The 24,341-nt window shown below is 72.6% G+C and carries 28 protein-coding genes, 2 tRNA genes and 1 pseudogene; 19 read left to right on the top strand and 12 right to left on the bottom strand.

Annotated features, from left to right (window positions below; translation table 11 throughout):
- Positions 1–62: 62 nt before the first annotated feature.
- The 3 genes from ASG83_RS03005 to ASG83_RS02995 all read left to right on the top strand — a co-directional run bounded on the left by ASG83_RS03005 (position 63) and on the right by ASG83_RS02995 (position 1,997).
- Positions 63–138, top strand: a tRNA-Thr gene (locus tag ASG83_RS03005).
- Between the two features lie 220 nt (positions 139–358).
- The gene (locus tag ASG83_RS03000; protein WP_235451383.1) at positions 359–1,030 is read left to right on the top strand and encodes a cation transporter; all 672 of its coding nucleotides are present in this window, start codon (positions 359–361) and stop codon (positions 1,028–1,030) included.
- Positions 1,020–1,997, top strand: coding sequence for a DMT family transporter (locus ASG83_RS02995; protein ID WP_055856978.1), 978 nt, complete (start codon positions 1,020–1,022; stop codon positions 1,995–1,997). The genes ASG83_RS03000 and ASG83_RS02995 overlap by 11 nt, the downstream gene beginning before the upstream one ends.
- Positions 1,998–2,024: 27 nt before the next feature.
- Here ASG83_RS02995 and msrB read toward each other — a convergent pair whose 3' ends face one another.
- Complete coding sequence (msrB, locus tag ASG83_RS02990; protein WP_055856971.1) at positions 2,025–2,450, bottom strand: peptide-methionine (R)-S-oxide reductase MsrB; 426 nt, start codon at positions 2,448–2,450, stop codon at positions 2,025–2,027.
- Positions 2,451–2,547: 97 nt separating this feature from the next.
- Between msrB and ASG83_RS02985 the strand changes: the two genes are divergently transcribed.
- From ASG83_RS02985 to groL, 6 genes are all read left to right on the top strand, one after another.
- A complete protein-coding gene (locus tag ASG83_RS02985; protein ID WP_055856966.1) occupies positions 2,548–2,871 on the top strand; it encodes a hypothetical protein in 324 nt (107 codons plus the stop codon).
- 27 nt (positions 2,872–2,898) lie between these two features.
- A complete protein-coding gene (locus ASG83_RS02980) occupies positions 2,899–3,873 on the top strand; it encodes a DUF2332 family protein (protein WP_162253779.1) in 975 nt (324 codons plus the stop codon).
- 55 nt (positions 3,874–3,928) lie between these two features.
- Entirely contained in the window at positions 3,929–4,195 is a 267-nt protein-coding gene (locus ASG83_RS02975) for a DUF3263 domain-containing protein (protein WP_055856963.1), read from the top strand.
- 64 nt (positions 4,196–4,259) lie between these two features.
- Positions 4,260–4,808 (top strand): LytR C-terminal domain-containing protein, encoded by a 549-nt coding sequence (locus ASG83_RS02970; protein ID WP_055856958.1) that lies wholly within the window; start codon positions 4,260–4,262, stop codon positions 4,806–4,808.
- 121 nt (positions 4,809–4,929) lie between these two features.
- A complete protein-coding gene (locus tag ASG83_RS02965; protein WP_055856956.1) occupies positions 4,930–5,988 on the top strand; it encodes a DUF3048 domain-containing protein in 1,059 nt (352 codons plus the stop codon).
- Positions 5,989–6,132: 144 nt separating this feature from the next.
- A complete protein-coding gene (gene groL, locus ASG83_RS02960; protein WP_055856952.1) occupies positions 6,133–7,761 on the top strand; it encodes a chaperonin GroEL in 1,629 nt (542 codons plus the stop codon).
- 170 nt (positions 7,762–7,931) lie between these two features.
- Here the strand turns inward: groL and ASG83_RS02955 are convergent, their stop codons facing one another.
- The 3 genes from ASG83_RS02955 to ASG83_RS02945 all read right to left on the bottom strand — a co-directional run.
- Positions 7,932–8,222 (bottom strand): WXG100 family type VII secretion target, encoded by a 291-nt coding sequence (locus ASG83_RS02955; protein ID WP_055856949.1) that lies wholly within the window; start codon positions 8,220–8,222, stop codon positions 7,932–7,934.
- A gap of 53 nt (positions 8,223–8,275) precedes the next feature.
- Complete coding sequence (locus ASG83_RS02950; protein ID WP_055856946.1) at positions 8,276–10,000, bottom strand: cell wall metabolism sensor histidine kinase WalK; 1,725 nt, start codon at positions 9,998–10,000, stop codon at positions 8,276–8,278.
- A 31-nt stretch (positions 10,001–10,031) separates the two neighbouring features.
- Positions 10,032–10,658 (bottom strand): response regulator transcription factor (locus ASG83_RS02945; protein ID WP_156711014.1); only part of this gene is annotated, 627 nt, incomplete at its 3' end.
- Positions 10,659–10,796: 138 nt separating this feature from the next.
- Between ASG83_RS02945 and ASG83_RS02940 the strand changes: the two genes are divergently transcribed.
- The gene (locus tag ASG83_RS02940) at positions 10,797–11,513 is read left to right on the top strand and encodes an alpha/beta fold hydrolase (protein ID WP_055856940.1); all 717 of its coding nucleotides are present in this window, start codon (positions 10,797–10,799) and stop codon (positions 11,511–11,513) included.
- A 29-nt stretch (positions 11,514–11,542) separates the two neighbouring features.
- Here ASG83_RS02940 and ASG83_RS02935 read toward each other — a convergent pair whose 3' ends face one another.
- From ASG83_RS02935 to ASG83_RS02925, 3 genes are read right to left on the bottom strand one after another with little or no spacing between them, the layout of a single operon-like run.
- Positions 11,543–13,192: a DNA repair helicase XPB gene (locus ASG83_RS02935; RefSeq protein ID WP_055856938.1), complete on the bottom strand. Its 1,650-nt coding sequence runs from the start codon at positions 13,190–13,192 to the stop codon at positions 11,543–11,545.
- Between the two features lie 44 nt (positions 13,193–13,236).
- On the bottom strand, positions 13,237–15,138 hold the full coding sequence (locus tag ASG83_RS02930; protein ID WP_055856935.1) for a helicase-associated domain-containing protein: 1,902 nt from the start codon (positions 15,136–15,138) through the stop codon (positions 13,237–13,239).
- Entirely contained in the window at positions 15,125–15,376 is a 252-nt protein-coding gene (locus ASG83_RS02925) for a hypothetical protein (protein ID WP_055856932.1), read from the bottom strand. The genes ASG83_RS02930 and ASG83_RS02925 overlap by 14 nt, the downstream gene beginning before the upstream one ends.
- Positions 15,377–15,504: 128 nt before the next feature.
- Here ASG83_RS02925 and ASG83_RS02920 point away from each other — a divergent pair, with 128 nt between their 5' ends.
- The gene (locus tag ASG83_RS02920; RefSeq protein ID WP_055856929.1) at positions 15,505–15,885 is read left to right on the top strand and encodes a cold-shock protein; all 381 of its coding nucleotides are present in this window, start codon (positions 15,505–15,507) and stop codon (positions 15,883–15,885) included.
- Positions 15,878–16,435, top strand: coding sequence for a DUF3027 domain-containing protein (locus ASG83_RS02915; protein WP_055856926.1), 558 nt, complete (start codon positions 15,878–15,880; stop codon positions 16,433–16,435). The genes ASG83_RS02920 and ASG83_RS02915 overlap by 8 nt, the downstream gene beginning before the upstream one ends.
- Positions 16,436–16,459: 24 nt before the next feature.
- Here the strand turns inward: ASG83_RS02915 and ASG83_RS02910 are convergent, their stop codons facing one another.
- On the bottom strand, positions 16,460–16,678 hold the full coding sequence (locus ASG83_RS02910; protein ID WP_156710924.1) for a hypothetical protein: 219 nt from the start codon (positions 16,676–16,678) through the stop codon (positions 16,460–16,462).
- A 15-nt stretch (positions 16,679–16,693) separates the two neighbouring features.
- Complete coding sequence (gene serC, locus ASG83_RS02905) at positions 16,694–17,809, bottom strand: phosphoserine transaminase (RefSeq protein WP_055856920.1); 1,116 nt, start codon at positions 17,807–17,809, stop codon at positions 16,694–16,696.
- A 94-nt stretch (positions 17,810–17,903) separates the two neighbouring features.
- On the opposite strand from serC, the gene ASG83_RS02900 reads away from it, so the two are divergent.
- The 3 genes and pseudogenes from ASG83_RS02900 to ASG83_RS02890 all read left to right on the top strand — a co-directional run.
- On the top strand, positions 17,904–18,593 hold the full coding sequence (locus ASG83_RS02900) for a metal-dependent transcriptional regulator (protein WP_055856918.1): 690 nt from the start codon (positions 17,904–17,906) through the stop codon (positions 18,591–18,593).
- Positions 18,594–18,797: 204 nt separating this feature from the next.
- Positions 18,798–19,571 (top strand): C40 family peptidase, encoded by a 774-nt coding sequence (locus tag ASG83_RS02895; protein WP_156710922.1) that lies wholly within the window; start codon positions 18,798–18,800, stop codon positions 19,569–19,571.
- Positions 19,572–19,870: 299 nt separating this feature from the next.
- Positions 19,871–20,366, top strand: a pseudogene (locus ASG83_RS02890) (HNH endonuclease); the annotation flags it as partial.
- A 51-nt stretch (positions 20,367–20,417) separates the two neighbouring features.
- Here the strand turns inward: ASG83_RS02890 and ASG83_RS02885 are convergent.
- The 3 genes from ASG83_RS02885 to ASG83_RS02875 all read right to left on the bottom strand — a co-directional run bounded on the left by ASG83_RS02885 (position 20,418) and on the right by ASG83_RS02875 (position 22,059).
- The gene (locus ASG83_RS02885; protein ID WP_055856912.1) at positions 20,418–21,026 is read right to left on the bottom strand and encodes a hypothetical protein; all 609 of its coding nucleotides are present in this window, start codon (positions 21,024–21,026) and stop codon (positions 20,418–20,420) included.
- The gene (locus ASG83_RS02880; protein ID WP_200959256.1) at positions 21,013–21,612 is read right to left on the bottom strand and encodes an RNA polymerase sigma factor; all 600 of its coding nucleotides are present in this window, start codon (positions 21,610–21,612) and stop codon (positions 21,013–21,015) included. The genes ASG83_RS02885 and ASG83_RS02880 overlap by 14 nt, the downstream gene beginning before the upstream one ends.
- A gap of 72 nt (positions 21,613–21,684) precedes the next feature.
- Positions 21,685–22,059, bottom strand: a complete 375-nt coding sequence (locus tag ASG83_RS02875) for an iron chaperone (RefSeq protein ID WP_055856910.1) — start codon at positions 22,057–22,059, stop codon at positions 21,685–21,687.
- Positions 22,060–22,148: 89 nt separating this feature from the next.
- Here ASG83_RS02875 and ASG83_RS02870 point away from each other — a divergent pair.
- The 4 genes from ASG83_RS02870 to ASG83_RS02855 all read left to right on the top strand — a co-directional run bounded on the left by ASG83_RS02870 (position 22,149) and on the right by ASG83_RS02855 (position 24,323).
- A tRNA-Arg gene (locus ASG83_RS02870) sits at positions 22,149–22,220 on the top strand.
- Between the two features lie 76 nt (positions 22,221–22,296).
- A complete protein-coding gene (locus ASG83_RS02865) occupies positions 22,297–23,127 on the top strand; it encodes a phosphatase PAP2 family protein (RefSeq protein ID WP_055856907.1) in 831 nt (276 codons plus the stop codon).
- A gap of 49 nt (positions 23,128–23,176) precedes the next feature.
- A complete protein-coding gene (locus ASG83_RS02860; RefSeq protein WP_082599035.1) occupies positions 23,177–23,881 on the top strand; it encodes a class I SAM-dependent methyltransferase in 705 nt (234 codons plus the stop codon).
- 49 nt (positions 23,882–23,930) lie between these two features.
- Positions 23,931–24,323: a PPOX class F420-dependent oxidoreductase gene (locus ASG83_RS02855; RefSeq protein WP_055856902.1), complete on the top strand. Its 393-nt coding sequence runs from the start codon at positions 23,931–23,933 to the stop codon at positions 24,321–24,323.
- Positions 24,324–24,341: the final 18 nt, after the last annotated feature.

Here is a 24,341-nt window from a genome sequence, read left to right as displayed (position 1 = left end):
TGCGAACGGCGCCCTCCGGATGGGCTAGACTCCATAGCCGTGTCCCGGTGAGAGCCGTGCACGCCGCCTTAGCTCAGTCGGCAGAGCGATTCACTCGTAATGAATAGGTCGTGGGTTCGATTCCCACAGGCGGCCCCACCTCCCATCCAGCTCCGGCCCGCTCGCGATCGGAACCGCGATCGCGCGCAGTGCGACGGTGCAGCCCTGCGCGTGGCCGGTCGCGTTCGGGTGGAACGCGTCGTACTCCGCCTCGCCGCCGCCGGGCTCGCCGCCTCGCGGTCGGAACCCGCAGCCCCCCGAAGGGGGGTGGACGGGAGCCGCGTGCGCGAGCGGCCGCCCGATGCGCGACGATGGGACGGTGGATCAGGGTGAGGACGACGCCGGCATCGGGTCGAGGGCGTCGTCCGACCCGCCGAGCACCCCGGTCTCGGCCCTCCGCCGGACCGTGCTGACCGTCGCGGTCCTCAACCTCGCGTACTTCTTCGTCGAGGGGGGAATCGCCGTGGCCATCCGGTCGGTCTCGCTCCTCGCCGACAGCGTGGACTTCCTGGAGGACACCGCGGTCAACCTCCTCATCGCGCTGGCCCTGGGCTGGACGCTCGCGGCGCGAGCGGCGGTCGGCCGCGCGCTCGCGGTCATCATCCTCATCCCCGCGGTCGCCGTCGTCGTCCAGCTCGTGCTGAAGGTCGGCGAGCCGGAGGCTCCGGGCGTCGTGCCCCTCATCCTCACCGCGGCCGGCGCGGCGGTCGTGAACCTGATCGCGGCCCTCCTGCTCGCCCGCATCCGCGCCTCCTCGGGCGCGATGGGCCGCGCCGCGTGGCTCGCCGCGCGCAACGACGTCGTGGTCAACCTCGCGATCATCCTCATGGCGCTCATCACGCTCGCGGTCGGCACGGGCTGGCCCGACATCGTGCTCGGGGCGCTCATCATCGCCCTCAACGGCCGGGCCGCTCTCGAGGTGTGGCGGCTGGCCGGCGAGGAGTCGCTCGCGGCCCGCGCTCTCGCGGGGGAGGACCCCGATGTCGACTGAGCCCCGCCACGCCCTCCTCGTCGCGGTCGCCAGCGTCGCCACGGTGATCGCCGGACTCGGCGTCGCCGCGCAGCACCGCGTCAACGGCGAGCTCGGCCAGGTGATCGGCGACGGGTTCACCGCCGCGATCATCTCCTTCTCCACCGGCCTCGTGATCCTCCTCGTCGCCTCGGCGGCCTCACCGCGCGCTCGCGCCGCCTTCCGCGCGATCCGTCCGCTCGTCGCGTCGGGCGAGCTGCGGTGGTGGATGCTCCTGGGCGGGCTCGGCGGAGCATTCCTGGTGCTCGGCCAGAGCCTTGTCGCGGGCATCCTCGGGGTCGCGATCTTCACGGTCGCGACGGTGACCGGTCAGACGGCGATGGGTCTCTGGATCGACGCCACCGGCTTCGCGGGGGGTCGCCGCGCCCCCGTGACGCCGCAGCGGCTCATCGGCACGGTTCTCACGCTGGCCGCGGTCGTCGTCGCCGTCGCGCCCGAAATCGGCGGCCAGGTCCCCGTCGCCGCTCTCGTGCTGCCGCTCCTCGCGGGCCTCGGTGTCGGCGCCCAGGCCGCGGTCAACGGGCGCGTCCGCGTCGCGACGGACTCGCCGATCGCCGCGACGACCATCAACTTCATCGTCGGCACCGCGGCGCTCGCGGTCGTGACGGGTGTCCACCTGCTGATCTCGGGGCTGCCCGCGTCGTTGCCGACCGACCCCGTGCTCTACCTCGGCGGGGCGATCGGGGCGGGCTTCATCGCGATCCAGACGATCACGGTCGCGCGGATCGGCGTGCTCGTGCTCGGGCTCTGCCTCGTCATGGGCCAGCTCATCGGCGCCCTCGTGCTCGACCTCGTCGCCCCGATCGGCGTCCCGACGACCGCCTCGACGGCGATCGGCGCGGCCCTCACCCTCGTCGGCGTGCTCGTGGCCGCCATCCCCGCCCGCCGACGCCGCGATGGGGCCGCGCCGGCGACCGTCGAGCGGTAGGGGCGGGTCCGCGACTCCTGGGCGCTCCTACGCCTCGTCGTTCGCCTGGAAGTCGAGCGCGAGCGAGTTCATGCAGTAGCGGTCGCCCGTGGGCGTGCCGAAGCCGTCGGGGAAGACGTGGCCCAGGTGCGAGCCGCAGTTCGCGCAGCGCACCTCGGTGCGCGTCATGCCCAGAGAGGTGTCCTCGAGCAGCTCGACCGCCTCGGGCCGCACCGACTCGTAGAAGCTCGGCCAGCCGCAGCCGGAGTCGAACTTGGTGCCCGCGACGAACAGTTCGGCGTGGCAGGCGCCGCACGTGTAGATGCCGGAGCGGCTCTCGTCGAGCAGCTCTCCCGTCCAGGCGCGCTCGGTACCGGCCTGCCGCAGCACCTGGTAGCGCTCCTCGCCGAGCTCCTCGCGCCACTGCTCCTCGGTCTTCTGGACGGCGTACGTGCCGGTCTGCTGCTCGGTCATCGTGTCTCTCCTCCTCGCCCCGCAGGGCGGTACGTCACCTCTCATTAAACTCGACGCCGCGGCGGACTCTTCCCCGATCCAGCGTTCCTGGAGCCAGATGACGCCCGATGACGCGTTCGAGATCGTCGCTCTGCGCACGAGCGTCTTCTCCCTCGAGCAGCGCATCGACGAGGAGGGGCTCGACGCGCGCGACCGCGATGAGTCCACGCTGCACGTCTGGATCCGCGACGACGCCGGGGTGGCGAGCTCTCTGCGCGTGCTCGAGAACGACGAGCCCCGTCCCGGTGACGCGGATGCCCGGCGCCTGATCGGCCGCGTCGTCACCCGCGCCGACCGCCGCGGGCGGCTTCGCGCCCTACAGGACGAGCACTTCGAGGCGGGCATCCCGCACATCGGGATGCGGCGCGCGCCGACCGCCTGATCGCGCCGCATCTGCCAGGATTCGAGCGTGATCTCGACCGCCGAGAGGTACCGCCGCTTCGCCCGCGAGGCCGCTCCGCGCTCGCCGATCTACGCAGCGTGGTCGGAGGCGATCGCGGGCGACGACGAGCTTCTCGCCCTCATCGACACGCTGCCCGTCGCCGATCGGCAGCCCGTGCTCGTGCTCACGGCGGCACGTTTCACCGGCCTGAGCCCGCGCGGCGACGTGCGCACGTGGCTCGAGGGGGAGTGGGACGCCGTCGCCGCCGTCGCCCGCGCCCGCGCGACGCAGACCAACGATCCGCGGCGCACGGGCCCGCTCATCGCGGCGCTGCAGGGCATCCCCGGGCCCATCGCGCTCCTCGAGGTCGGAGCCTCCGCGGGGCTCGGCCTCCTCGCCGATCGCTACAGCCACGTCTTCGCCGGGCCGTCCGGTGAGCGCCGCATCGACCCGCTCGACGGTCCGTCGAGCCTCGAGCTGCGGTGCGAGCTCGGCGCGGGCGTGCCGCTCCCGGGACGGATGCCCGACATCGTCTGGCGCGCCGGTCTCGACCGCAGCCCCCTCCGCCTCGATCGCGCCGACGACGAGCGCTGGCTGCGCACCCTCGTGTGGCCCGAGGAGCGGGCGCGAGCGGCGCAGCTCGACGCGGCGATCGGCATCGCGCGCGAGCATCCGCCGCATCTCGTCGCCGCCGACGCGGTCGACGGGGTCGCCGCGCTCGCCGCCCACGCGCCCGCCGACGCGACGCTCGTGGTGTGGAGCCCGGCCGTGCTCGTGTACCTCGCGCCCGCCGAGCGCGACCGCTTCGCGCGCACGGTCGCGCGTCTTCCCGGGAACTGGATCTCGCTCGACGGCCGGCGCGTGCTCGCCGGGGTGGGCGAGCGCGCCGACGAGAGCCTGCCGGGCGCCGACGGCGACTTCCTGCTCAGTCGCGACGGGCATCCGCTCGCCGTCGTCAGCCCGCACGGCGAGCGCATCGACAGGTGGGCCGCTCGCGACTGAGTCGGGAGCGCGCGTCACGAGCGACGACGGGCCGCCGCGGGCCTACCATGCGAGCGTGACCACCGTGCCCGACGCCGACCGCATCGCGAGCGTGCTCGAGTTCGAGCGGCGCTGGTGGGGGGCCGCGTCGGGCCGCAAGGAGGTCAGGATCCGCCAGGAGTTCGGCTGGAGCCCCGCCCGGTACTATCAGGTCCTGAACGCTCTCCTCGACGAGGAGGCGGCCGTGCGGTACGACCCCGTGCTCGTCGGCCGCCTGCGCGAGGTGCGCGCCACCCGCGCCGAGCTGCGCCGCACGCGGCGCCCCGGCACCGGGGCCGCCTGAGCGCCGCCGAACCTCCCCGCTCCGACCGACCCCTCGCCCACCCGCCCCGGAGGCAGCCGACAGCATGGCCGAGTACCCGAGCGATCGCTTCGACGACGTGCCCGCCGAGCTCGGCCGCGTCGGGGCGCACCGCGCCCCCGTCCCGCCCTCGCGCGGATGGGTCGCGGCGGGCGTCATCGCGCTGGCCACGGGGATGCTCGTGGGGCTGGGCCTGCTGGCCCTCCAGGCCATCGACAGCGGTCTCGATCTCGGCGCACCGCCGCCCGTCTCCGAGCCCTCGGCCGAGCCCGAGCCGGAGGTCGCACCCGTCACCGACCCCTCGACCGTCCAGCTGCCGGAAGGCTTCACGATCACGGTGCTCAACGGCGCGGGCGTCGACGGGCTCGGGCAGTCGAGCGCCGATGCGCTCATCGCGGCCGGCTGGCCGGTGGGGGCCGTGACGAACGCCGCGGCCGACGACATCGAGACGACCACCGTGTACTACTCGGACCCCGCGGACGAGGGGATCGCGCTGGGCATGGTCGAGCTGCTCGGGCTCGGGACGATCGAGCTCTCCGACGCCTTCCCCGGGGCCCCGATCACGATCGTCGTCGGGGCCGACGCCGCCGGTTGAGCCGCCCCTGGGGTGCTCGAGGGGCCCCCATCGCTCCGTTCGGGGGCGCGCCTCCGAACGGAGCGCGGCGCGCCCGATCCCCCTGCGCCGCCCGTCCGCGCGCCCGGGTTATCGTGACCGCATGGATCGCCCCGCCCGCCGCCGCTCGACCGCTGTGATCGCGCTCGGCGCCGCGGCGGCGCTGCTCGTCGGGTGCACCGGCGCGGCGGAGCCCGACCCCGTCTCGACGAGCGCGGCCCCCGAGGCGACGCCCGAGCCGGCCTTCACCTCGACCTACGTCGCTCCGGAGGACTTCGATCTCGCCCCGCTCACGGGCGAGCGCATCGCGGTCGGCGGTCTCGCCGCGCCGTCGCTCGCGGCCAAGATCGACAACCACCCGCGCGCCCGACCGCAGATCGGGATCGACCGCGCCGACATCGTGTTCGAGGAGCTCGTGGAGGGCGGCCTCACGCGCTACGTCGCGGTCTGGCACTCCGACATCCCCGCCGAGATCGGCCCGATCCGGTCGATCCGCCCCATGGACCCCGACATCATCTCGCCGCTGCGCGGCATCGTCGCCTACTCGGGCGGCCAGCAGCGATTCGTCGACATGATGCGCGCCACCGACGTGTACAACGCCATCCACGGGCAGGCCGACACGGACGCGGTGATGTACCGGGGCGGCGGCGCCCCCGCGCCGCACAACGTGATCGTCCGCGCCCCGCAGCTCATCGCCCAGCACTCCGAGCTCGCGCCGCCCCAGCAGCACTTCGGCTACGCCGCCGACGCGGCGTCCGCGACCGCCGCGCGCGAGGGCGCTCCTGCCTCCAGCGCCGCGCTCGTCTTCGGCTCGCTCGCGACGCCCTCGTGGGCGTGGGATGCCGGGTCCGCGACGTGGCTGCGCACCATGACCGGCGGCGCGCCGGACGTCGCGGCCGGGGGCGCGCGGCTGTCGGCGGTCAACCTCGTGATCGTGCGCGTCCCGGTCGACGTGATCCAGGACATCCCGACCACCCAGATGATCGGCAGCGGCGAGGCCTGGGTGCTGCAGGCGGGCAAGGCCCTGAAGGCGACCTGGAGCAAGGCGGATCGGAGCTCCCCCGTTCGCCTGGTCGACGCGAACGGGCTCGCGGTGCGCCTCGCCCCTGGCAACACCTGGGTCGAGCTCGTGCCGAACGCGGGCTCGGTCGCCATCGGCTGACGAGGCTCGCTCGCCGCCGCTTCCTCAGTGGGCCCTCGGCTTGCACTCGGCCTACGAGAGTGCCAGAATCGCTTTTAGCACTCCGGTTCTGCGAGTGCCAGAAGCTACCGTACGTACTGCGTCCGGGAGGGACGAAAGACACACATGGCTAAGATCATCGCTTTCAACGAGGAGGCCCGTCGCGGCCTCGAGCGCGGCCTCAACATCCTGGCCGACGCCGTCAAGGTCACGCTCGGCCCCCGTGGTCGCAACGTCGTGCTGGAGAAGAAGTGGGGCGCCCCCACGATCACCAACGACGGCGTCTCGATCGCCAAGGAGATCGAGCTCGACGACCCGTACGAGAAGATCGGCGCCGAGCTGGTCAAGGAGGTCGCCAAGAAGACCGACGACGTCGCCGGTGACGGCACGACCACGTCGGTCGTCCTCGCCCAGGCGCTCGTCCGCGAGGGCCTGCGCAACGTCGCGGCCGGCGCCGACCCCATCAGCCTCAAGCGCGGCATCGAGAAGGCCGTCGCGGCCGTCTCGGAGCAGCTGCTCAAGAACGCCAAGGAGGTCGAGACCAAGGAGGAGATCGCCGCGACCGCGAGCATCTCCGCCGCCGACCCCGAGATCGGCGCGCTCATCGCCGAGGCGATCGACAAGGTCGGCAAGGAGGGCGTCGTCACCGTCGAGGAGTCGAACACCTTCGGCACCGAGCTCGAGCTCACCGAGGGCATGCGCTTCGACAAGGGCTACCTGTCGGCGTACTTCGTCACCGACCCGGAGCGCCAGGAGGCGGTCTTCGAGGACCCGTACATCCTCATCGTCAACGGCAAGATCTCGGCGATCAAGGACCTCCTCCCCGTCGTCGACAAGGTGATCCAGAGCGGCAAGCAGCTGCTCATCATCGCCGAGGACGTCGAGGGCGAGGCCCTCGCGACGCTCGTCGTCAACAAGATCCGCGGCATCTTCAAGTCGGTCGCCGTCAAGGCCCCCGGCTTCGGCGACCGCCGCAAGGCCATGCTCCAGGACATCGCGATCCTCACCGGCGGCCAGGTGATCAGCGAGGAGGTCGGTCTCAAGCTCGAGAACGCGACCCTCGACCTGCTCGGCCGCGCCCGCAAGGTCGTCATCACCAAGGACGAGACCACGATCGTCGAGGGCGCCGGCGAGGCCGACGCGATCGCCGGTCGCGTGAAGCAGATCCGTGCCGAGATCGAGAACACCGACTCGGACTACGACCGCGAGAAGCTCCAGGAGCGCCTCGCCAAGCTCGCCGGCGGCGTCGCCGTCATCAAGGCGGGTGCCGCGACCGAGGTCGAGCTCAAGGAGCGCAAGCACCGCATCGAGGACGCCGTCCGCAACGCGAAGGCCGCCGTCGAGGAGGGCATCGTCGCCGGTGGTGGCGTCGCGCTCATCCAGGCCGGCAAGCTCGCCTTCGAGTCCGACGCCCTCACGGGCCTCGTCGGCGACGAGGCGACGGGTGCGAACATCGTGAAGGTCGCGATCGACGCCCCGCTCAAGCAGATCGCCCTCAACGCCGGCATGGAGCCGGGCGTCGTCGTCGACAAGGTGCGCCACCTCGCGGTGGGCCACGGCCTCAACGCCGCGACCGGCGAGTACGTCGACATGCTCGGCGCCGGCATCGCCGACCCGGTGAAGGTCACGCGCTCCGCCCTGCTCAACGCTGCGTCGATCGCCGGTCTCTTCCTCACCACGGAGGCCGTCGTCGCCGATAAGCCCGAGAAGAACCCCGCCCCCATGGGCGACCCGTCGGGCGGCATGGACTTCTAGGTCTCGCTCGTACGACACGAGAACGGGGCGGTTCCCTTCGGGGAGCCGCCCCGTTCCGCGTGTCCGGGCGCGGCAGCCGGTGGGGGGAGCCGACCTCTCGTGCCGGAGCGGCTCGAGAGCGTCGCGCGTCGGGTCGCGCGACGGCCACGAGCCGGTCGATGCCGGAACGATCAGCGCGCGAAGAGCCGCGCGTTCGCCTGCTCGATCTCGGCGTAGTGCTGGCCGGCGCTGCCGAGCGCCTCGGTGAGGGCCGCGAGCGTCTGCTCGATGCGCTGCTGCGTGGCCGTCCACTCACCGACGAGCGACTGGAACGCCGTCGCGGCCGAACCCTGCCACGAGCCCTGCAGCGCGCCGAGCTGGCCGCTGAGCGAGGCCACCTCCGCCTGCAGGCGCCCGATCGAGGCGCGGGCCGCACCCGTCGCGCTGATGATCGCGTCGCTGTCGACCTGGTACCGGGTCATGAGTGCCTCCTGAGCTCGGTGCGGCGGGGCGTGCCCCCGCCGACGCGAGCAGGTTAGGAGGCCGAGGCGGTGCGGCGCGCCGCGGTGCCGCTCGCGGCGGAGAGCGTCGCGCGACGCGGGCTGGGGAGGAGCGGCAGCGACACCATGAACGTCGCGCCGCCGCCCGCGGTGTCGAGCACGTCGATCCGCCCGCCGTGCTGGTTGACGATCGACGCCACGATCGCGAGGCCGAGCCCCGACCCGCCCGTGTCCCGGGTGCGCGACGAGTCCGCGCGGAAGAAGCGCTGGAAGATCTTCTCCTTGAGCGCCGCGGGGATCCCCTCCCCGTGGTCGACGACCGAGATCGTGCCCATGCTCCGGGCGCGGTCGATGCCGACGACGAGCTCGATGGGCGAGCCGGCCGGGGTGAAGCGCATGGCGTTGCCGACGAGGTTCGTCACGACCTGGCGGATCTTGTTCTCGTCGCCGAGCACGACGGCCTCCGCGGCGGGCAGCTCGGGCACCGCGAGCTCGAGGACGGGCTCGGCCGCGGCGGCGGCGGTGCGGCTCCGTCGCCCGCGCAGGCGGGCGATCGCGGCGATGGCCGCGGTGCTCAGTGAGGAGGTGGTGGCGGGCTCGGGATTCCGTGCGGGCTCGGGCCGGGCATCCGTCGCAGGCGTCGCGGGGGATGCGGCGGCCTCGTCGACCGCGACCGTCACCTCGCGATCGGGGGCACCGGCCATCGCGTCGAGGGCCGCGTCGCGCGCGAGCGGCACGAGGTCGACGGGGCCGGCCTCGAGCGGCTTCGACTCGTCGAGGCGCGCGAGCTCGAGCAGATCGGAGACGAGCGCGCCCATGCGGATCGCCTCCTTCTCGATGCGCTCCATGGCCTGGGCGACGTCCTCCGGCTTCTGGATGGCGCCCATGCGGTAGAGCTCGGCGTAGCCGCGCAGCGAGACGAGGGGGGTGCGCAGCTCGTGGCTGGCGTCGCCGACGAAGCGGCGCATCTGGTCGATCGTCGCGGCGCGGTCGGCGAAGGCCCGGTCGATGCGGGAGAGCATCGTGTTGAGCGAGCGGCTGAGGCGCCCCACCTCCGTGTTCGGCGTCGCGCCGCCGAGGCGCTGACTGAAGTCGCCGCCGGCGAAGCGCGCCGCCGTGGCCTCCACGTCGCGCAGGGGGCGGAAGGTCGAGGTCACGAGCAGCCGCGTCAGGGCGGCGCTGATGATGACCGCGACGATGCCGAATCCGAGGAAGATCGAGGCGAACGATCCGATGATGCCGTTGGTCTCGGCGAGGTTGGCGCCGATGACGAGGGTCGCCCGCATGGGCTCGCCGTCCTCCTCGTCGCGCAGCGTGAGCGAGAACGGGGCGAGCCGCCACTGCGCGGTGCGGTCGGCGCTCGCGACGGTGACGCCCTCGCCGTAGCGCCCGTCGATCGTGTCGAAGGTCAGCCGGCTGACGTCCGGGGCCTGCCGCAGCTGGCTCGCGTCGACGTTGTCGACGAGCACGTCGCCGTCGGAGTCGACGGCCGCGAAGTAGAACGGGCTCGAGAACACCGAGCCGGTGAGGTCGCTGAAGTCGTCGAAGTCGTCGATCGAGAGCTGGTCGGGAGCCTGGGGGAGCTCCGTCGCGGCCTGCCGCAGCTGCCGGTCCACCTCGCCCACGAGGGTCTGCTGCAGCACGGTGAGCGTGCCCATGCCGACGACGAGCAGCCCCACCGTCACCACGAGGACGGTCACGCCCGTGATCTTCGATCGGAGGGAGATGCCCTCCCACCACTGGCTCAGCTGCTCATGCATCGCGCACGACGGCGCCCGTCGGCACGGTCTNGTGCTGGTCGAGCTTCCGGCGCAGGTACGAGATGTAGCTCTCGACGATGCCGGCGTCGCCGTTGAAGTCGTACTCCCACACGTGGTCGAGGATCTGCGCCTTCGACAGCACCCGGTTGGGGTTGAGCATGAGGTAGCGCAGCAGCTTGAACTCGGTGGGGCTGAGCTCGATGACGGCGTCGCCGACGGTGACCTCGTGGGTGTCCTGGTCCATGGTGAGCTCGCCGGTCCGGATGATCGCGTCGTCCTCCTCCTGCATGGTGCGGCGGAGGATGGCCTTGATGCGCGCGACGATCTCGTCGAGGCTGAACGGCTTGGTGACGTAGTCGTCGCCGCCGACGGTGAGACCCATGATCTTGTCGTCGGTGTCGTCCTTGGCGGTGAGGAAGAGGATGGGGCTCGTGTACCCGCTCGAGCGGAGGCGCTTGGTGACGCCGAAGCCGTTGATGTCGGGGAGCATGACGTCGAGGATGATCAGGTCGGGCTCCTCCTCGAGCACCGCCGAGATCGCCTGGGCGCCGTTTCCGACCGCGCGCACCATGAACCCCGCGAAGCGGAGCGACGTGGTGAGGAGGTCGCGGATGTTGGGTTCGTCATCGACGATGAGGATCTTGGGACCGTCAGCCATGGCCTTAGTATCTGCGCGTCCGTTGCGAGTTCCCTGAATGCCGCGCCGATGCGGCCAGAACGGGATGCCCGACCCGGGCCGGAGCGCGCTGTGAGCCGGCGGGGCGACGGTGTCGGTGCCCGGCCGTAGATTCTCCCCATGGACATCGTGCTCATCCCCGGCTTCTGGCTCGACGGCGACTCGTGGAGCACGGTGACCCCGCCGCTCGCGGCCGCCGGCCACCGCGTGCATCCGCTCACCCTTCCCGGCAAGGAGGCCGACCCCGCGGCGCACGCCGGCATCGGCCTCGGGACGCACATCGATGCGGTGGTCGCCGAGCTCGACGCGCTCGCGGCAGCCGGCTCGACGCCCGTCGCGCTCGTCGGGCACAGCGGCGGGGCGGCGATCGCGTGGGGTGCGGCGGACGCCCGACCCGAGCACATCGCCCGACTGGTGTTCGTCGACGCCTTCCCCCTCGGTGACGGCAGCGTCGTCAACGACGAGCTGCCCGTCGAGGGCGACTCGGTGCCGCTCCCGGCGTGGGACGTCTTCGAGGAGGCCGATCTGCGCGATCTCGACGACGAGCTGCGGTCGCGCTTCCGCGCGATCGCCGTGGCCGAGCCGGCGGGGGTGGCCCGCGATCCGCTGCGTCTGACGAACGAGTCGAGGTACCGCATCCCCGCGACGGTCATCGCGTGCGAGTTCCCGGCGTCCGACCTCGAGGGCGCGATCGAGCGCGGGGCGCCGTGGGCCGACGAGCTCGCGCGACTCGACGTGCTCGAGGTCGTCGAGCTGCCGACCGGGCACTGGCCGCAGCTGACGCGTCCCGTCGCCCTCGGCGAGAGCATCCTCGCTGCGGTCGGGCCCGCGCGGTAGCGAGGGCGGCGGCTCCTCCGCGGCCGCTCCTACGCGGCGGCTCCGATCGAGGTCGCGTCCATGATCGTGTAGCTGTAGCCCTGCTCGGCGAGGAAGCGCTGGCGGTTCTGCGCGAAGTCCTGGTCGACGGTGTCGCGCGCGACGAGCGTGTAGAAGTGCGCAGGCAGCCCGCTCTCCTTCGGGCGCAGCAGGCGCCCGAGGCGCTGGGCCTCCTCCTGCCGCGAGCCGAACGAGCCCGAGACCTGGATCGCGACCGTGGCCTCGGGCAGGTCGACGGAGAAGTTCGCGACTTTCGACACGACCAGCACGGGCGTCTCGCCGACGCGGAACTCCTGGAACAACCGCTCGCGCTCGTCGACAGGCGTCGAGCCGGTCAGCTGCGGCACTCCGAGCGCCTCGCTCAGCTCGTCGATCTGGTCGAGGTACTGCCCGATGATGAGGATGCGCTCGCCCTCGTGCTGGGCCACCAGCTGCTTCACGACCTCGAGCTTCGCCGGGGCCGTCGCGGCGAGCCGGTACCTCTGGTCGTCGGCGCTCGCCGCGTACTCGAGCCGCTCGGTCGCGGGCAGGTCGACGCGCACCTCGTAGCAGGAGGCGGGGGAGATGTAGCCCTGCGCCTCGATCTCCTTCCACGGCGCGTCGAAGCGCTTCGGGCCGATGAGGCTGAACACGTCGCCCTCGCGGCCGTCCTCGCGCACGAGCGTCGCGGTGAGACCGAGGCGCCGGCGGGCCTGAAGCTCGGCGGTGAGCTTGAACACCGGGGCCGGCAGCAGGTGCACCTCGTCGTAGATGACGAGACCCCAGTCGAGCGCGTCGAGCAGCGCCAGGTGGGCGTACTCGCCCTTCCTCTTGGCCGTGAGGATCTGGTACGTCGCGATCGTGACGGGCTTGATCTCCTTCAGCTGCCCCGAGTACTCGCCGATCTCGTCGGCGGTGAGCGAGGTGCGGCGCAGCAGCTCGTCGCGCCACTGGCGGGCCGAGACCGTGTTGGTCACGAGGATGAGCGTCGTGGTGTCGGCCGCGGCCATCGCGGCGGCGCCGACGAGGGTCTTGCCCGCGCCGCAGGGCAGCACGACGACTCCCGACCCGCCTTCGAAGAAGTGGTCGACGGCGGTCTGCTGGTACGGCCGCATGCTCCAGCCGCTCAGATCGAGGTCGATCTCGTGCGGGGTGCCCGGGGTGTACCCGGCGAGGTCCTCCGCGGGCCAGCCGATCTTCACGAGCTCCTGCTTGACCTGGCCGCGGGCCCAGGCGGCGAGCTCGAACGCGGAGTGGTCGATGCGCCGCGTGAGAAGCGGGGCGACCCGCTTGCTGTGGGCGATCTCGGTCAGTACCGCCGCATCCGTCGATCGCAGCACGAGATTGCCCTCGTCGTCGCGCACGATGATCAGGCGGCCGTAGCGGCCCACCGTCTCGGTGATGTCGATCGACACCGACTGCGGCACGGGGAACTTCGCGTACTTCTCGAGCACGGCGAGCATCTCGGCGGCCTCGTGGCCGGCGGCTCGGGCGTTCCAGAGGCCGAGGCGCGTGATGCGGTAGGTGTGCACGTGCTCGGGCGCGCGCTCGAGCTCGGCGAACACGGCGAGCGCGTGGCGGGCCTCGTCGGCGAGCGGGTTGGCGACCTCCAGCAGCACGGTGCGGTCGCTCTGGACGATGAGCGGGCCCTCGGGATTCATAACGGGCCAGTCTAGGTGCGCCGGCTGAGAGGGGCGGGCGCGCCCTACTCGAGAGGCTCGAGCGCCGTGATGCTCGAGATCGGCAGGGTGCGCTCGACGTCGGCCTGCAGGTCGCGGCCGCGGACGCGCGAGCCGGCGATGCCCGTGGGCTCGAGCTCGAGCACGCGCTCGGTGCCGTCGGGCATCGCGATCGTCGCGCGCACGCCGAGCCTGCCGCGCACCGCGAGCTCCCACTGCCGCGAGACCCACGCCGCGCCCGACTCGCTGCTCGTCGAGGCGGCGGCGTGCCGCAGGCGGGCGACCGCGGCGAGCACCGGATCCTCCGTCGGAGCGGCGGGCGGGCGGGCCGAGCTGGAGCGCGGGCGCTCCGGCGGGAGCGCCCCGTCGTCGGGAGCTGCAGGGTAGCGGGCGTCGATGAGGGTCCAGAGCACGATCGCGGGCTCGACGCGACTGACGAGCCGGTGCGGCCCGGTGCGGCGCAGACCGAGGGATGCGGTGGCCGCGTCGACGAGGACGGCCTCGAGCATGACGCCGTCATCGCTGCGCACCGCCGTCCGGGCGCCGAGCGCCGTGCTCTCGTCGTGGTCGAGCGCGCCGACGCGCACCGCGCCGTAGCGCCGCGCGGTCTCGCGCACGAGGTACTCGAGCGGCTGCGGCACGCCCGTGAGCGAGATCTCCTGGAGGAACGTCACGAGCGTGTCGGCGGTCTCGCCGAGCGCGATCGCGCGCGTCACCGACTCCTGCGTGACGCGGTAGCGGCCCGCGAGCCCCGCGGCCTCCATGACGGCGACGCGGCGCAGCCGCTCGTCGAGCGCACCCTCGAGCGGTCCGGGCGAGACGATCGTGAGATCGTGCTGGAGGTAGACCCTGTCGACCGCCGGCGGGATGAGCGGAGCGAGCACCTCGGCGGCCGCCGCGGCCCCGGAGGTCACGAGCGCCGCACCGATCGACGACGGGCGGCCGTCGGTCGCGATGCCGAGGCGATCGCCCTGGGCGCCGCGCCGGTGCAGGCGGCGCAGGAGGGCATCCCCGCCCGCCGGGTACAGCCAGTCGACGAAGTCGGCGATGCCCTCGCCCCAGCGGGCGTCGACGCGGTCGGCGAGCAGCTCGCGCAGCTCCTCCGGCAGGGCGGATGCCCAGGCGTCGGCGAGCGCGGCCCACCGGTCGGCGACGGGGAGGCTGCGCCACGCGTCCACGGCAGGCAGGGGGCGCGTGTGGCCCGCCGCGTCGTCGACGAGCCCGGCGAGGACGGCGAGGTCGAGCAGCACGGGGACCTCGTCGAGGTCGGCGTCGGCGGCGGCCGCGAGGCGCTTCGCCTCGGGCAGCGACAGCCCGCCCTTCGCGAGGAGGCGCGCGGGGCTGTCCTGCAGGGCGATGAGCAGCTCGGTGACGCGCGTGACGGTCGTGTAGGCCTTCTCGGCGGCGCCGCGGTCCAGGAATCGGCGGTCGGAGTCGTCGACGGGCTCGAGCGCCGGGGGAGCGGGGTCGTCGCGGAGCGCCTCCGTGCTCGGCAGTCCTCGGGCCGGCCAGCTCGCGAGCTCGGCGGCGACGGAGGGCCAGACGAGCACGGTCGGGTCGCCGGCGACCGTGGGCTCGGTCCGGCCGTCGGCCGCCTCGCCCAGGGCCACGAGCGCCGCGCGCTCGGCGGGCACGAGGTCGTGGAGGACGGCGGCAGGGTCGCGGTCGAGCCCGGAGGCCAGGTCCGAGAGCGGCACGCCATCGGAGTGCTGGGCGGCGGTCGCGATCGCGGCGAGCGCGCGCCGGCTGAGGGCGGCGAGGGAGGAGGCGACGGTGCCGCCGTCGAGCAGCGCCTCGGCGAGGTCGAAGACGTCGCGGAGCCCCGCGGGGCTCACGCCGCGGTCGCGGATCAGGCGAGCCAGGCTCGCGTCATCCCGGTCGCGCAGCCGCGCGGCCAGGGCCAGGGAGGCGGCGCTAGTGCCCGGCATCCCGCGCGGCCCGCCCCCGGCGCACGGCGCTCACGACGAGCAGCGTGATGATGAGGACGAACCCGATGGGCAGGCCGATGAGGGGCAGGACGGTCACGGCCGGCCAGATGCCGACGGCGAAGTCGCCGCGCTCGAGCCCGGAGGCGGTCGCGATGATGACGGCCACGAAACTCGCGAGGCTCAGCACGATGATGCCGGCGACCATGTAAGCCAGGATGCGCTCCACGCGGTTGGTCATCACGACGGATTCTTCTGGCACGTCACCAGGATAGGTGCCGCCGCCGACGCGGCAGTACCCCCGATCCTGGGGCCGCGGGTTCGCGGTATCCTCGAAGGCTGGATCATCCACAGGCGAGGAGTGAGCGCATGCCCACCGGCAAGGTCAAGTTCTACGACCAGGAGAAGGGTTTCGGGTTCATCAGCGGCGACGATGGCTCCGAGGTCTTCCTGCACGCCTCCGCGCTGCCGGAGGGGGCGGTCGTCAAGGCCGGCAGCCGCCTCGAGTTCGGCGTGGCCGACGGCAAGCGCGGTGCGCAGGCACTCTCGGTGCGCGTGCTCGACGCGAAGCCGAGCCTCGCGAAGGCACACCGCAAGCCTGCCGACGAGATGTCGATCATCGTGGAGGACCTCATCAAGCTCCTCGACGGCGTCGGCGGCCGGCTCAAGGGCGGGCGCTACCCCGATGGCGAGCACGGCGCCAAGATCGCCGCGGTGCTGCGCCGCGTCGCGGACGAGCTGGATGCCTGAGTCGCCCGAGGGCTCGACGATCGACCGAGTGACCCTCGAGTCGCTCGCGCGTGCGGCGCTCGGCGAGATCACGAACCCCAAGCACGTCGGAGCGCTGCGCGACGTGACGATCGCCGATGACGTCGCCACGGTGCGCTTCTCGACCACCCAGGGCGGCTACCCCGGCTGGGCCTGGACGGTCAGCATCGCCGTCAACCCCGGCATGGAGCCCGCCATCCTCGAGACCGAGCTCATGCCGGGCGACGGCGCACTCGTCGCGCCCGACTGGGTGCCGTGGTCCGACCGGCTCGAGGACTACCTCGCGCAGCAGGCGGAGGCGGGTGCCGGCGAGGGCGACGAGTCGGACGACGACGACCACGACCACGACCACGACCACGACGACGACCACGAGCTCGATGACGACGTCGACGGCGTCGACATCGACCTGCACGCGGACGACCTCGACGACGATGACGACGATGATGACGACGACATCGAGGACGACGAGGACGACGAGGACGACGAGGACGACGAGGACGACGACGACGACGAGGACGACTCGGGCCTCTGAGCCCCGAACCCCGTCCGGGAGGGGCTAGGTCCGGCGGGAGGAGAAGACCCAGCCGGCCACGCCGAGCAGGAGCCCGACCCCGATCGTGACCAGGGCGCCGACGCTCGCCTCGCGATCGGTCAGCACGAGCATCCCGACCGTCACGATGCCGGCGATGATCCAGCCGACGATGCCGATCGTGAACGCGAGGCGGTCATCGGTGCGCAGCGGCGCCGGGTCGGCCCGGCGCTCGTCGCTGCGCACCCACAGCCGCACGCCTCAGCCCGCCGTGCTCTCGAGGACGAAGTCGATCGCGCGCGTCAGCTGTCGGACGTCGTCGGGCTCGATGGCGACGAACGTCGCGATGCGCAGCTGGTTGCGGCCGAGCTTGCGGTAGGGCTCGGTGTCGACGATGCCGTTGGCGCGCAGCGTCTTCGCGACCGCGGCGGCGTCGACCGAGTCGTCGAAGTCGATCGTGACGACGACCGGCGAGCGGTGGTCGGGGTCGGTGACGAAGGGGGTCGCGAGCGCGTGCGCCTCGGCCCACGCGTAGAGGTGGTTCGAGCTCTCGGCGGTGCGAGCGCTCGCCCAGGCGAGGCCGCCCTCGCCGTTGATCCAGCGCACCTGCTCGTCGAGCATGACGAGGGTCGCGAGGGCCGGGGTGTTGAGCGTCTGCTGCAGGCGCGAGTTGTCGATCGCGGCGGTGAGGGAGAGGAACGGCGGAATCCAGCGCCCGCTCGCGCCGATGCGCTCGGCCCGCTCGATCGCGGCGGGGCTCATGACGGCGAGCCAGAGCCCGCCGTCGCCGGCGAAGTTCTTCTGCGGGGCGAAGTAGTAGACGTCGGTCTCGGTCACATCGAAGTCGATGCCGCCGGCCGCGCTCGTCGCGTCGACCACCGTGAGGGCGTCGGGGGATGCTCCGATCCGCGTGACCGGAGCGCTCACGCCCGTCGACGTCTCGTTGTGGGGGTAGGCGTAGACGTCGACGCCGTCGACGACATCGAGCGAACCGCGCGTGCCGCCGGGGGTCTTGACCACGTGCGGGGCCTCGAGCCAGGGCGCGCTCGCCGAGGCGACGAACTTGCTGCCGAACTCGCCGAAGTCGAGGTGGGCGCTGCGCTGCTCGATGAGGCCGGCCGCTGCGACGTCCCAGAAGGCGGTCGACCCGCCGTTGCCGAGGACGACCTCGTAGCCGTCGGGGAGGCGGAACAGGTCGGAGAGCCCGCTGCGCACGCTCGCGACGAGATTCTTCACCGGAGCCTGACGGTGCGAGGTGCCCAGCAGATCGTGGGCCGCGGCCAGCGCGGCGAGCTGGTCGGGGCGGACCTTCGACGGGCCGCAGCCGAACCGCCCGTCGCGCGGGAGGAGGTCGGCGGGGATCACGGTCTCGGCCATGCCCTGATCCTACCGACGTCGGGTGCGACGGAGCGCCGTCGGGCGTTCCCGTTAGGCTAGCCTCACCATCCGGAGTGCGACGAGGAGGCACCGCGTGACCGATCTGGTCGACACCACCGAGATGTACCTGCGGACCATCCTCGACCTCGAGGAGGAGGGGATCATCCCCCTCCGGGCCCGCATCTCGGAGCGCATCGGGCACTCCGGCCCCACCGTCTCGCAGACGGTCGCGCGCATGGAGCGCGACGGGCTGCTGAGCGTGGAGGGCGACCGTCATCTCGAGCTCACCGCTGAGGGCCGGCGCAAGGCCGTGGGCGTCATGCGCAAGCACCGCCTGGCCGAGCGCCTGCTCGCCGACGTCATCGGGCTCGACTGGTCGCTCGTGCACGACGAGGCCTGCCGGTGGGAGCACGTCATGAGCGAGCAGGTCGAGCGCCGCCTGCTCACGCTGCTGGAGTCGCCGACGGAGTCGCCGTACGGCAACCCCATCCCGGGCCTGGAGGAGATCGGCGGCCCCGCGGCCGAGTCCTTCCTCGACGGCGTCATCTCGCTCCCGACCGCGGTCGCCGCGGGAACCCGGCACTGCACGATCCGGCGCCTGGCCGAGCCCGTGCAGTTCGACCCCGATCTGCTCCACCAGCTCCAGGAGGCAGGGGTCCTGCCCGGTGCGGAGGCCACGATCCGCGGCGAGTCCTCCGGCTACGTGAGCGTCGAGATCGACGGTCGGGCCGAGGGGATCGAGCTGCCGCTCGAGGTCGCGCGGCACATTTACGTCGGCGACTGACGTATTTACACAACATCTAGTGTTCGTGTCCTGATTGTGACCTTCTCGTAACCTCGCGTACACTCGCACAGTCCGACACGGCCACCCAGCCGGCAAGGGCTCTTCGCGCGGCGCTCTCGCTCGCCCGTCCCGCGCGGGGACCGTGGAATACACGAAAGAGGACGGGCCGCCCCAAGGAGCGGCGAGGCGCAGGAGGTCACACTCTTGATCCAAGGCACTGATTCCGGCTCCGTCGCCCGAACGGACACCGGCAGCTCGACCCCCCGCACCACCCGCTCACGCCGCTCCTCCGTGCGCGGCACGGCGCTCAACGTCACCGTCATGGCCGTCGCCACCGGAATCGTCGCCACCCTCGCCCTTCCCGGCTACGCCGTGAATCCCGCCGCCAACGCGGACGGCGTCGAGGCGGCGGAGGCCATGGCGCAGCTGCGCGCGACGCAGTCGCAGAGCCTCACCGTCGAGTCCGAGACGGCGCAGACCGTGTCGCGCGACCAGTTCACCGCCACGAGCGAGGAGGAGCTCGCCGCCGCCCAGGCCGCGCAGGCCGCCGCCGAGCGTCGCGCCGAGCTCGCCGCCAGCTACACGGCGTACAGCGGGCCGACCGCGCAGGACTTCCTCGCCGCGCCGCCCGCCTCGTACAGCCAGAGCGCGGTCGTCAACATCGGCCTGCAGTACGTCGGCACGCCCTACCAGTACGGCGGCACGACGCCCGCGGGCTTCGACTGCTCGGGCTTCACCGCCTACGTCTTCGCCCAGGTCGGCATCGCCCTCCCGCACAGCGTGTCGGGCCAGGCCTCGATGGGCACCAGGATCTCGCGGGCGGATGCCGTGCCCGGCGACCTCGTCGTGCTCAACGACCACAGCCACATCGGCATCTACATGGGCAACGGCGCGATCCTCGACGCGCCCTACCCCGGCAAGACCGTTCAGGCCCGCCCGCTCTGGACCGACGCGTACTACATCGTCCGCATCGGCTGAGCGCCCCGGGCGTCACCGCGCACTCCGGTGAACAGACCATGAATCGGCGTGCCCGCTCAGGCGGGTGCGCCGATTCTGGGTTAGCCTGATGCCCTCGGCGCCATCAGAGGACATAACCGGGAGAGGCCATGTGCGAGCGACGCGACATCCAAACCGTGGATGCGCGCGCCGTCTTCCGCATACGGCACAGCGTTCGCACGGCCCTGCCCTGTCGGGGCCGCGCNCCTCCCGCCCGCGGCGGCACCGGGACGCAAGGACAGCCCGCAGGCCATGCGGGCTCCGTTCATGGAGGTCAGCGGATGCGCACTCTCGTTCTCAACGCCGGATACGAGCCCCTCGCGGTCGTCTCGTTCCGTCGAGCCCTCGTGCTCGTGATGAACGGCAAGGCCGTGGTGCTCGCGCGCGACGACGCGCACCCCGTCATCGGGATCCACGACGCCTTCGAGCGACCGAGCGTCATCGTCCTGCGCCGCTACGTGCGCATCCCGCACGCGCGGCAGGTGCCCCTCACGCGCCGCGGCGTGCTGCGTCGCGACGGCAACCGCTGCGCCTACTGCGGGTCATCGGCCACGACGATCGACCACGTCATGCCGCGCTCGCGCGGCGGCGCCGACTCGTGGGAGAACCTCGTCGCCTGCTGCCTGAAGTGCAACAACATCAAGAGCGACCGCACCCCGGCGGAGATGGGGTGGCGCCTGCGCGTCCAGCCCAAGGCCCCGCACGGGACGGCCTGGCTCGTGCGCGGCATCGAGCGCCCGCAGCCGGCGTGGGACGAGTACCTCGCGCCGCTCGCGGNGCGGGCATCCGCCGGTCGTCGCCGACCGGCGGGCCCGCCCCAGCCGGCGGTCAGCCCGCGAAGGCCGCGTCGTAGAGCGCGCGGAGCTCGGGGGAGTCCTCGCCCGTGACGCCGCAGCCCGTGATCATGCCGTCGAGGGCGCCGACGAGGAACTCGCCGCCGACCGTGAACGGCACGCCCGAGTAGTCGGACGAGGTCGCGTCGATCTGCGGCACCTCGACGCGATCGGCGACCTCGCCGGCGAACGTCTCGGTGACCTCGAGGGTGACGGTGCCGCCGTCGACCTCGAGCACGGTGGCGGCGAAGGCCTGATCCTGCGCGGCGATCGTCGCGGGGTCGAGGGCGAGGCAGCTGCCGCTCGCGAGTCCGCCGCCCTCGGGGGCGGCGAGCTGCTCGACGGTGGGCTGCGTGCCGCCGAGGGCGAGGGGCGCGACGATCGCGGCGGCGATCGCGACGGCCGCGGCGGCGCCGGCCACGGGCATCCAGCGGGGGATGCGCGAGCGGGCGTGGGTCGCCGACTCGGGGGCGGTGGCGGTGCTGGTGTCGGTCATGAGCTGCTCCATCCTGTGGTCGAGCCACGTCGCAGGGAGGGGAGCGAGCGCCCGCGCCGGGTCGGCGGCGCCGAGCTGCTGGCGCAGCTCGCGGTCATCGTCGGACATCGATGCTCCCTTCCTCTTCCCTGACATGTCCAGATGAAGCGGCTGCTTTCAGCGCGGCGTGCGACTCGTCCGACAGCTCGGCCTTCAGTCGCGCCTTCGCGCGGTGCAGGCGGATCGACGCGGCGTTCGCGCTGATGCCGAGCACGACTGCGATCTGCGGGCTCGTGAGCTCGTCCCACGCCCACAGGCGGAGGATCTCGGCGTCGTCGCGGCGCAGTCGGGCGAGGGCGGCGCGGAGCCGGACGTGATCGTCACCATGGGGGTCATCGTCGTCTGCCGCGGCGTCGGGCGCGTCGATCGGCGGCGGGTCGATCGCGATGATGCGGCCGACGAGGCGCGTGCGGCGGCGCTCGGCGCGCTGGGCGTTCGCGAGGCACTGGCGGGCGACGACGATCGCCCAGGGCAGCGCGTCGGCCTCGGCGGGAGGGACCTCGTCGAGCCTCCGCCAGCACACGAGCAGCACGTCGCCGAGCACGTCGTCGGCGGTCGCGGCGTCGGTGCGGCGATGCAGATAGCGGCGCACCGGGTCGGCGAGGAGGTCGACGAGGGCGCGCATCCGCCGCTCGCGATCGGTCGAGGTGCTCACACCCTGCTTATGTCGCGGCGCGGGGCGATCTTTCGTGCTCGCGCCCAGGCAGACCCGCGCTGACTCCGCGTCTCAGTGGTCGAGGGCCGCGTCGATCTCGTCTCGCCGGGCGAGCAGCATCGCGTCGAAGGCCTCGCGCGGCAGCGGCCGGGCATCCGTGAACGCGACGGCGCCCTTCGATCGCTTCAGATCGCCGAGCAGCGGCGCGACCGCCACGATCACGGCGGGGCTGAACGGGTACACCGAGTAGCCCGCGGCGGTCGCGGCGACGGCGATGAGCGGACGCCCGCGGTAGCGCAGGGCGGGCATGCCGTACGAGACTCCCTCGGCGGCGCGCGGCTCGAGCTCGAGCGCGCGAGCGTACCAGCCGGCGAGGACGTCGCGGGAGGGGTGCGGGGCCGCAGCGATCGAACCGGTGAGCGGATGCTCAGGGCTCGAGTCGGGCATCCGGTCATGGTTGCAGAGGCCGGCGCCGGCGGGAAGGGGCCGCGACCGCGGTGCCGTGCCGACGCCCGCGGTTTAGAGTGGAGGCGTCAGCCTCTGTAGCTCAATGGAAGAGCAGTTCCGTCCTAAGGAAAGGGTTGGGGGTTCGAGTCCCTCCAGGGGCACGCACGGAACCATGCGCGGGGACAGGGTCCTGCCGTGGTCGTAGGGTCCTCCACCGAGGCCAGTGAGGCGGCGTCCATGATCGAGTTCCTCGCCGGAGTGGCGGCCGAGATCGGGTGGGCGCTTCCCGTCGCAGCCGTGCTGTGGTTCATCGCGCGACGCGTCACGCGCATCGAGACCACGGCCGGCTCGACCCGCACCGCGGCTACTCGCCCGGCCTGGCAGCGTGCGGTCGGTCTCGTCGGCGCCGCCGCGGCCCTCTGGGGGCTGCTCATCGGGATGGGCGCGCTCATCACGACCGTCCTGGCGCCGGTGCGCGACCTCGACGTCGCCATCATCGAGCGCCTGGTCGAGAGCCGGACCGATCCGCTGACCGCGCTCGCTCACATCGGCGACAAGATCGGGAACACGCCGGGCATCATCGCGATGGTCGTCATCTCGGCCACCGTCGCGCACGCGCTGACGCGGCGCTGGGCGCCGGCGCTGGTCGTCGTGGCCGCTGCGGCGGGCGAGACCTCCATCTTCCTCGCGACCCAGGTGGCGATCAGTCGGGCGCGACCGGATGTCGAGCAGCTCGCCGGCGAGCCGGCGACGTCGTCGTTCCCGTCCGGGCACGTCGCGGCGACGATCGTCACCTACGGCTGCATCGCCCTGCTCGTGCTCGCCTGGTCGCGCGGCGCGGTGCGCGTCGTGGCCGTCGCCGCGGCCATCGTGCTCCCGCTGCTGGTCGCGTGGGCGCGCATGTACCAGGGGATGCACTTCCCGAGCGACGTGCTCGCGAGCTTCCTCTTCGCGCCGCTGTGGCTGGCCGTGTGCTGGTGGGCGATCCGACCGCAGCCGCGAGGCGAGACGGTGCGGATGGGCCGGGCAGTGGCGGACGTGGAGAACGCGACGCCCCCCGCACGCTGAGTCCTCTAGGTTCGTGCGGGCGCCACCGCCGTCTTTCGGAGAGGACCCCATGAGGACAGACCACTACGACTCCTTCGCCGAGGCCTACGACGCGGAGAACGCCTCGAGTCTCGTCAACGCCCATTACGAGCGGCCCGCGATGATCGCGCTGGCGGGGGATGTCCGCGGCCGGCGCATCCTCGACGCCGGCTGCGGATCGGGCCCGCTCTCGGCCGCCCTGCGCGAGCGCGGCGCCGAGATGTCCGGCTTCGACGGCAGCCCCGCGATGATCGAGCTCGCGCGCCGGCGGCTGGGCGACGGCGTACCGCTCGAGGTGGCGGATCTCGCCGAGCCGCTTCCGTACGACGACGAGTCGTTCGACGACGTCGTCGCCTCGCTCGTGCTGCACTACCTCGAGGACTGGTCGGGGCCGCTGGCCGAGCTGCGTCGCGTGCTGAAGCCGGGCGGGCGGCTGATCGTGTCGGTGAACCATCCGACCGTCTACATGGTCAACTACCCGCAGGAGGACTACTTCGTCACCCGGCGGTTCTCGGAGGAGTACGAGTTCGCCGGGCAGCAGGGCACGCTGACCTACTGGCACCGGCCGCTCCACGCGATCACCGACGCCGTCGTCGCGGCCGGGTTCCGGATCGCGGCGCTCGCCGAGCCGCTCGTCGCGCCCGACGCGCCGCCGGAGCTGCTGCCCCCGAAGCTCCGGAGCGGCGAGAAAAGCGGGTTCCTGTGCTTCCTGTTCCTAGTCCTCGAGAAGGCCTGATCGAGGCGGCGTCGGCCGGTTCGGATCCGCACGGGCCTAGGGTCGGGGCATGACCGACTCGCTCCTCTCGCTGGGTGATCAGCGCTTCCTGCTCCTGACGACGTATCGCCGGACGGGAGCCGCAGTCTCCACACCCGTGTGGGTCGCGCGCGACGGTGACGCTCTCCTCGTCTCCACGCCGCGCGATTCGGGCAAGGTCAAGCGACTGCGCAATGATGCGCAGGTGGAGCTCACGGCGTGCGGACGATTCGGGCGGCCGCGGCGGGGCAGTCGAGCCGTCCGCGCCGTGGGACGCCTCCAGGACGATCAGACGGCCGTGGATCGCGTCACCGCGCTGCTGCGCGCCAAGATGCCGCTGGAGTACCCCCTCGTCATGCGGCTCGAGGGCTCCCTGGGCTCCGAGCGCGAGAAGCGCGTGGTCATCCGGATCACCGAGGAGTAGGCGCCCGCCACGGCCGGA

The sequence above is a fragment of the Yonghaparkia sp. Soil809 genome (genome assembly GCF_001429705.1).
GTDB lineage: Bacteria > Actinomycetota > Actinomycetes > Actinomycetales > Microbacteriaceae > Microcella.
The sequence above is the reverse complement of the archived record's forward strand: the minus strand, read 5'-3'. Positions and strand labels throughout refer to the sequence as shown.

What these genes read in the sequence shown, in the direction of transcription:
- ASG83_RS02930 (WP_055856935.1), bottom strand. Translation starts at nt 15,138, where the DNA reads ATGCCGGGCACTAGCGCCGCCTCCCTGGCCCTGGCCGCGCGGCTGCGC.
- ASG83_RS02875 (WP_055856910.1), bottom strand. Translation starts at nt 22,059, where the DNA reads ATGCCCGACTCGAGCCCTGAGCATCCGCTCACCGGTTCGATCGCTGCG.
- ASG83_RS02920 (WP_055856929.1), top strand. Translation starts at nt 15,505, where the DNA reads ATGCCCACCGGCAAGGTCAAGTTCTACGACCAGGAGAAGGGTTTCGGG.
- ASG83_RS02855 (WP_055856902.1), top strand. Translation starts at nt 23,931, where the DNA reads ATGACCGACTCGCTCCTCTCGCTGGGTGATCAGCGCTTCCTGCTCCTG.
- serC (WP_055856920.1), bottom strand. Translation starts at nt 17,809, where the DNA reads ATGGCCGAGACCGTGATCCCCGCCGACCTCCTCCCGCGCGACGGGCGG.
- ASG83_RS02915 (WP_055856926.1), top strand. Translation starts at nt 15,878, where the DNA reads ATGCCTGAGTCGCCCGAGGGCTCGACGATCGACCGAGTGACCCTCGAG.
- ASG83_RS02955 (WP_055856949.1), bottom strand. Translation starts at nt 8,222, where the DNA reads ATGACCCGGTACCAGGTCGACAGCGACGCGATCATCAGCGCGACGGGT.
- ASG83_RS02885 (WP_055856912.1), bottom strand. Translation starts at nt 21,026, where the DNA reads ATGTCCGACGATGACCGCGAGCTGCGCCAGCAGCTCGGCGCCGCCGAC.
- ASG83_RS02950 (WP_055856946.1), bottom strand. Translation starts at nt 10,000, where the DNA reads ATGCATGAGCAGCTGAGCCAGTGGTGGGAGGGCATCTCCCTCCGATCG.
- ASG83_RS02940 (WP_055856940.1), top strand. Translation starts at nt 10,797, where the DNA reads ATGGACATCGTGCTCATCCCCGGCTTCTGGCTCGACGGCGACTCGTGG.
- ASG83_RS02970 (WP_055856958.1), top strand. Translation starts at nt 4,260, where the DNA reads ATGGCCGAGTACCCGAGCGATCGCTTCGACGACGTGCCCGCCGAGCTC.
- ASG83_RS02985 (WP_055856966.1), top strand. Translation starts at nt 2,548, where the DNA reads ATGACGCCCGATGACGCGTTCGAGATCGTCGCTCTGCGCACGAGCGTC.
- ASG83_RS02925 (WP_055856932.1), bottom strand. Translation starts at nt 15,376, where the DNA reads ATGACCAACCGCGTGGAGCGCATCCTGGCTTACATGGTCGCCGGCATC.
- ASG83_RS02860 (WP_082599035.1), top strand. Translation starts at nt 23,177, where the DNA reads ATGAGGACAGACCACTACGACTCCTTCGCCGAGGCCTACGACGCGGAG.
- ASG83_RS02865 (WP_055856907.1), top strand. Translation starts at nt 22,297, where the DNA reads ATGATCGAGTTCCTCGCCGGAGTGGCGGCCGAGATCGGGTGGGCGCTT.
- groL (WP_055856952.1), top strand. Translation starts at nt 6,133, where the DNA reads ATGGCTAAGATCATCGCTTTCAACGAGGAGGCCCGTCGCGGCCTCGAG.
- ASG83_RS02995 (WP_055856978.1), top strand. Translation starts at nt 1,020, where the DNA reads ATGTCGACTGAGCCCCGCCACGCCCTCCTCGTCGCGGTCGCCAGCGTC.
- ASG83_RS02935 (WP_055856938.1), bottom strand. Translation starts at nt 13,192, where the DNA reads ATGAATCCCGAGGGCCCGCTCATCGTCCAGAGCGACCGCACCGTGCTG.
- msrB (WP_055856971.1), bottom strand. Translation starts at nt 2,450, where the DNA reads ATGACCGAGCAGCAGACCGGCACGTACGCCGTCCAGAAGACCGAGGAG.
- ASG83_RS02965 (WP_055856956.1), top strand. Translation starts at nt 4,930, where the DNA reads ATGGATCGCCCCGCCCGCCGCCGCTCGACCGCTGTGATCGCGCTCGGC.